8 protein-coding genes are annotated in these 5,186 nt (G+C 51.1%); all 8 read right to left on the bottom strand.

The features are described from left to right. Window positions 1–310: 310 nt before the first annotated feature. Window positions 311–658, bottom strand: coding sequence for a carbon dioxide-concentrating mechanism protein CcmK (locus RMO52_RS18930; RefSeq protein WP_396135050.1), 348 nt, complete (start codon window positions 656–658; stop codon window positions 311–313). An 89-nt stretch (window positions 659–747) separates the two neighbouring features. Then, a complete protein-coding gene (locus RMO52_RS18925; RefSeq protein WP_310417355.1) occupies window positions 748–1,074 on the bottom strand; it encodes a carbon dioxide-concentrating mechanism protein CcmK in 327 nt (108 codons plus the stop codon). Between the two features lie 142 nt (window positions 1,075–1,216). Continuing rightward, entirely contained in the window at window positions 1,217–1,639 is a 423-nt protein-coding gene (locus RMO52_RS18920; RefSeq protein ID WP_310417352.1) for a hypothetical protein, read from the bottom strand. Between the two features lie 2 nt (window positions 1,640–1,641). Then, window positions 1,642–2,313 carry a ParA family protein gene (locus tag RMO52_RS18915; protein WP_310417349.1) on the bottom strand — a complete coding sequence of 224 codons (672 nt, stop codon included), beginning with the start codon at window positions 2,311–2,313 and terminating at the stop codon, window positions 1,642–1,644. Then, entirely contained in the window at window positions 2,306–2,902 is a 597-nt protein-coding gene (locus tag RMO52_RS18910; RefSeq protein ID WP_310417346.1) for a hypothetical protein, read from the bottom strand. Before RMO52_RS18910 ends, RMO52_RS18915 begins: the two co-directional genes overlap by 8 nt. 219 nt (window positions 2,903–3,121) lie before the next feature. Beyond that, on the bottom strand, window positions 3,122–4,096 hold the full coding sequence (locus RMO52_RS18905; protein WP_310417343.1) for a ribulose bisphosphate carboxylase small subunit: 975 nt from the start codon (window positions 4,094–4,096) through the stop codon (window positions 3,122–3,124). A 231-nt stretch (window positions 4,097–4,327) separates the two neighbouring features. Next, a complete protein-coding gene (locus RMO52_RS18900) occupies window positions 4,328–4,627 on the bottom strand; it encodes a EutN/CcmL family microcompartment protein (RefSeq protein WP_310417341.1) in 300 nt (99 codons plus the stop codon). A 6-nt stretch (window positions 4,628–4,633) separates the two neighbouring features. Next, window positions 4,634–4,987: a carbon dioxide-concentrating mechanism protein CcmK gene (locus tag RMO52_RS18895; RefSeq protein ID WP_015161394.1), complete on the bottom strand. Its 354-nt coding sequence runs from the start codon at window positions 4,985–4,987 to the stop codon at window positions 4,634–4,636. Window positions 4,988–5,186: the final 199 nt, after the last annotated feature.

Here is a 5,186-nt window from a genome sequence, read left to right as displayed (position 1 = left end):
AGTGGATAGTGGATAGTGGATAGTGGAGCGATAAATCGTGCCTGAAACCCATGCGGTGGGCAGTGCCCACCCTACATATTATTAAATACTGGGCTTTGTTTCTAGATCTAAATCCCCCAACCCCCTTTCCAAGGGGGCTTTAAAAGTCCCCCTTTCCAAGGGGGATTTAGGGGGATTCTCTAGGGTTTGCGAGGGTGGACACTGCCCACCAGCTAGGTTTAGCGGAAACTATCGTAAGCTGACGGCTGTTAAAATTGTCTCGATTCTCAACAAGATCTTAGTGAGAATCGAATCGCTCGATCGCGAAATACTAATTAAATCGACCCTCAACTTGAGCGCGAAATTCTTCGACTTCTTCAGTATAACCAATTGGTAGAATTCGCTCAACGTTCGGATGTGGGCGTGGAATGATTACCCAGGATTCCAATGTCCCACCATAGACTTTCTCGACGACATCGATCCCAGCCGCCATTGCTTGTTTGACTTCGGAGACATCGCCCCGAACATTGACGGTAAATCGTGCCGAACCAGCCCTAAGATAACCGACTAGTGTGACGCGTCCGGCTTTGAGCATCGCATCAGCAGCAGCTAAGACGGCAGGAAAACCCTTGGTCTCGATCGAACCAACCGCTTGTTGAGAACTCATTGAATCAGCCATTAAAAATATCCTCCATAAATACTATTAAACTATCGATCGTCAGCACTTATTGACCCCCACGATCTGCCACTATCCACTATCCACTAAATTCACACCCAGAAATCTCGCGAAGCTTCCGTATAGTGAATCGGCATGATACTATCGACATTTTCGGGTGGATTGGGGATAATGTAGTGACTGATAATCGTACCGCGCTTGGTCGCTTCACCAGCAATCACCCCCGCCGCCACTGCTTGCTCGACAGCGGACACCGTACCGCGTACGGCAATGATAAACTCCGCCCGCTCGGCTAAGCCATAGTAGACTAATGTCACATTGCCAGCTTTGAGCATCGCATCAGCCGCAGCCAATACAGGCGGAAATCCATCAGTTTCGATCGTCCCGACAGCATGACGAGAACTGCGCTCTTGAGCCATTAAGCATCTCCTCTTCTCTAAATTACCGTTATCCCTTCCGGCTTTGCGCTTAAGACAGCGCCCAATTGAGTGTCAGCTCTAGCGACGAGCAGACACTAACTAGTTGCTACCTCTACCGCTGCGGCGTTACTTGGCGCTAAGCTTAGTCGAGCCAGCCGATGTCGGTATTAGCACGACGACGAGCGGTTTCTTCTCGGGATTCTGTGGGGCGAGCGGTAATGGACGCATTGGATCTGCTGGTATCTTTCTTGACTAGTGCTGCGCTTTTGCCTTTGGCGGGAGCTTGTGACTGTTCGGCCAATTTGACGATCGTATCAGCTTGGGCTTTTAGTTTGGAGTTAAGATCTTCGATTTGCTGCTGAAGCTTGGCTTCACTCTCTTGGACTTTTTTGAGCTGAGCGGCTGTCGCGGCATCGTCTTGAGTAGGTGTCATATCAATATTTGTATTAGGAGTTGGAGTTGGGTTTGGCTCGGGGTCTGGACTCCGAGCGGGTATCACCAATGGTTGCTGCATTTCTTGTCGCAACACATCAGATGCTGACGGTCGTTTTTTTCTAATCGGCATATTTAGCTCCAATCTGTCCAGATTTCATTAACTACACAGCGATAGTCTGCTGCCGCAGGTGCGGCGGCTTGACCTTTGTATTGACTGATGGGTAAGCCTGCCATCGCCGCTCGTTCGTGAATTTTCAAATTCCGAATTACTGTATAATAAACCGGAATTTGACACTGTAAGAGAGTTTGTTGGGCTTCTTGAGCTTCTTTTAAACCACGAGAGTTTACTTTGGTCAGGAGGACGCGATGGGCGATCTGCGAGGGGATTACCACCTGTCTGACCGTGCGAATCAATGCCGCCAGATCCATTGGTGCGGGGGGAGTGGGTAGCACTAAATAGTCGGCTACTGGCATAATCGCCGCCAACGCGATCGAATCTAGGGCGGGTGGCATATCGACAACGACGATATCATAATCCGACCATTGCTTGCGGCTGACGCCAGTAAAATCGGTTAAAACCTTAGTCTCAAAGCCTAAGTTGTGACCTTCAGATTGCTTGACCCACCAACTTGCCGAGCCTTGCGGATCGGCATCTACCAAGAGGACGCGATGGTGTTCGGCAAAGATCGCTGCCAAATTTACTGCCGTGGTGGTTTTACCCACACCACCTTTACCGTTTAAAACGATCGTAATCTTGGTGGTCGTGAGTTTTGGTGGTACTGGCACGGTCATGAGGTCAACCATTAGGGAACAGATGGCGTTTGAGTCGATCGAAGTTGGCGCGTCCGGCGACGGATTTGACTGCCTTGAGGTCGATATCGATCGTGGCAATTGTTGCGGGTGGTGGTGTCGCTGGGGGTTCGACGATCGGGGTATCCCAGGCGTCGCTCGTATCCCAAGCGTCGGCAGGGGCACTCTGTGCGACATTAGTTGCAGGTGGAGGTGGAGGTAATTCCGCATCTACAACTGAAACTTCACCCCGACTGCGATCGCCGATGAGTGAATGAGTGGGAATGACCGCACCTTCTTCAATCTGAGGATCGATCGCGGTCGTACCCGCCCCGATACAGGCATTGGGCGCGATCGTCCCGCTGCCGATAATCAGCACCCCACGACCCAAACACACTCCCATGCAGATATCTAAATTTCCGCCAGCAGCATGAATGACCGTCCCCGCGCCGATACAAACCCCAGCCCCGATCGTAATCCGGCTGTTTTCTTCAGCTTGCAGCAAGACTCCAGGTGCGATCGCCGCACTCGGATCGATCGTCACATTCCCATCCACATGGACGGGAACTACCTCTCTAGATACAGATCGAAACTTAGTTAGCATTAGGAGTTTTCGGAAAAACGGCAAACAGCAACTTATCAGATCGACCTAGCAGGAATGTCAGTCTCAAATTTCAACTTAACAGATCCGCAAGATCGGTCGTGCTAACCCCCGATCGCACTTGTGGTTAGTAGCGGCTGGAGCCAGCCGGAGCTAGTCGATCGAGCGGGCTGTTGTGACGATTAGTGTTTACTGGTAACTTTTTGCCGTTCGCCGATCGTGTTATTTTTGAGGACGTTGAATAATTTCCTCATGAACGCGCCGTCTGGCTTGGCGATCGATGCCGATCAGCCGCACGTACTCACCTTCATGATCCATCAAGCAGCTCTCTAACTGCGAGACTGCCTCTTGCAGCCGAGTTGCGGATACTGGTTTACAAGTGTGCCAAGAGCTACTCCGAAACCGCCGAATATCGGCATGTTCGGTGCTGATTTGGTAACTACTTTCGAGTAAGCGGCGCACGGATGCGACGACTTCAGCACTTAAGGAGGTTTTGACATTGCCACCAACGCTACTACTCTTGCTCGCACCACCATAGGCGCTGCTAAACGAACTAGTTTGGCTGCCGCCACCCGTACTCAGGGTCGCTGGCTCACCGGGCTTATGAATGATGACTTCCATCACGCGCCGACGGGCTTGGGGGTCGATCCCGATCATCCGCACGTAGTCGTGTTCGTGGGCGGCAACTAGCTCGCTCAACATCGCTACCGCTTCGCCATCGCGGGTACCTTGGTAGGATGGGCCGCTAGTCCAAGAGGTGGCTCTGTACCGACGCGCATCCGCGAATTCGGTGCCGATGCGATAACCTTGACTTAACAGTTGCCGCACAGATTGAGCGACATCACTACCAGCACCAGCTCCATGACCATTGCTGGCAACAGCAGCAGTTTTACCACCGTTGATTTTCGCGTTACTTACTTGAGTCACTGCGCCATCAGGGCGTTGAATCATCAGCTCTAGTACGCGCGATCGAGCTGTGGTGTCGATACCTAAAAGTTGGACGTATTCACCTTGATGTTCGTCCAAAATGCTGGCAATGCTGCCGAGGACAGTGCCTTCATTGCCTTGGGCGACACTGGCGCTCTGCCACGAACCAGTCCGAAAGCGGCGAGCGTCGGCATATTCCAATCCGACCCGGTAGCCTTGGCTTAATAACTGACGAATTTGCTGGCGGACGCTATCACTAATATCACTCATATCTAAGGTTCTCTATTAAATCATTAATAACTTCTGAGTTTAAATTTGGTCTTATCTAGACCAGCTCCAGCCAACATCCTTGGCGGTGAGATCGCCGCTTCGGAGGGATTAATTGTTTTGAAAAGGTGCTTTACTCGCTCCAGTTGGGTCGGATGGGTTCCCCATCCGTGACCCATACCCAAGAAGGGGAAACCCCAAGTAAAGCACTTTTCGCTATATTAATTTCTTATTTCAGGAGACATTGCGTTTGCTGTACGTCAAGTCATTGCCAACCGCCACCGTATCTACGATCGCCACAATCAGCGCATCGACAGGATAACGATCCTTATTCGATATTTGACGGGCAGCACTGCCTAGACTTACCAGCACTACTTCTGTTAAACCTGCACCCACACAATCGGCAGCCACCTCATATTCTGGTAGATCGTTGCCTGCGGCATCGAGCATTTGCACGAGCAAAAACTTAGTCCCAGTCAAATTCGGCTCCTTATGGGTACTGACTACAGTACCCAGCACTTTAGCTAGCTTCATCCAGCTCTAAGAACGTCTACCGCCGATTGCCAATGGGCCTGGGCCATTGAGACTATCGCGGAATTTCTCAACATCTTCGGTGTAGTTCATCGGTAGAACGTACTCTAAGTTCTCGTGGGGACGAGCGATGATGTGAGTGGACAGCACTTGACCGCCGTTAACGCGCTTGACGGATTCGACGCCTGCGGATACGGAAGCTTGGACTTCGGATACGTCGCCACGGACGATCACGGTAACGCGACCGCTACCGATTTTTTCGTAACCGACCAAGGTGACACGAGCGGCTTTGACCATCGCGTCAGCAGCTTCGACTACTGCGGGAAAGCCCAATGTTTCGATCATCCCAACTGCAATTGACATTATCAATGACTCCTAAAATTTTTGACTTTAATGCGATATTTTAGCGAACTTGTTCGGATTAGACGCGGAATTTTTCCACATCTTCGGTGTAGTTCATTGGTAAGACGTACTCTAGGTTCTCGTGGGGACGAGCAATGATGTGAGTGGATAGCACTTCACCACCATTGACGCGCTTAACGGATTCCACACCTGCGGATAC

The organism is Chamaesiphon sp. OTE_8_metabat_110, assembly GCF_031382685.1.
Lineage (GTDB): Bacteria > Cyanobacteriota > Cyanobacteriia > Cyanobacteriales > Chamaesiphonaceae > Chamaesiphon.
Note: the sequence above shows the minus strand (reverse complement) of the source record. Positions and strands in the feature narration are given on the sequence as shown.

Bases quoted from the DNA above. Each gene is read 5' to 3' on its own strand.
- RMO52_RS18905 (WP_310417343.1), bottom strand. From the start codon at position 4,096: ATGAGTGATATTAGTGATAGCGTCCGCCAGCAAATTCGTCAGTTATTA.
- RMO52_RS18900 (WP_310417341.1), bottom strand. From the start codon at position 4,627: ATGAAGCTAGCTAAAGTGCTGGGTACTGTAGTCAGTACCCATAAGGAG.
- RMO52_RS18910 (WP_310417346.1), bottom strand. From the start codon at position 2,902: ATGCTAACTAAGTTTCGATCTGTATCTAGAGAGGTAGTTCCCGTCCAT.
- RMO52_RS18895 (WP_015161394.1), bottom strand. From the start codon at position 4,987: ATGTCAATTGCAGTTGGGATGATCGAAACATTGGGCTTTCCCGCAGTA.
- RMO52_RS18915 (WP_310417349.1), bottom strand. From the start codon at position 2,313: ATGGTTGACCTCATGACCGTGCCAGTACCACCAAAACTCACGACCACC.
- RMO52_RS18925 (WP_310417355.1), bottom strand. From the start codon at position 1,074: ATGGCTCAAGAGCGCAGTTCTCGTCATGCTGTCGGGACGATCGAAACT.
- RMO52_RS18930 (WP_396135050.1), bottom strand. From the start codon at position 658: ATGGCTGATTCAATGAGTTCTCAACAAGCGGTTGGTTCGATCGAGACC.
- RMO52_RS18920 (WP_310417352.1), bottom strand. From the start codon at position 1,639: ATGCCGATTAGAAAAAAACGACCGTCAGCATCTGATGTGTTGCGACAA.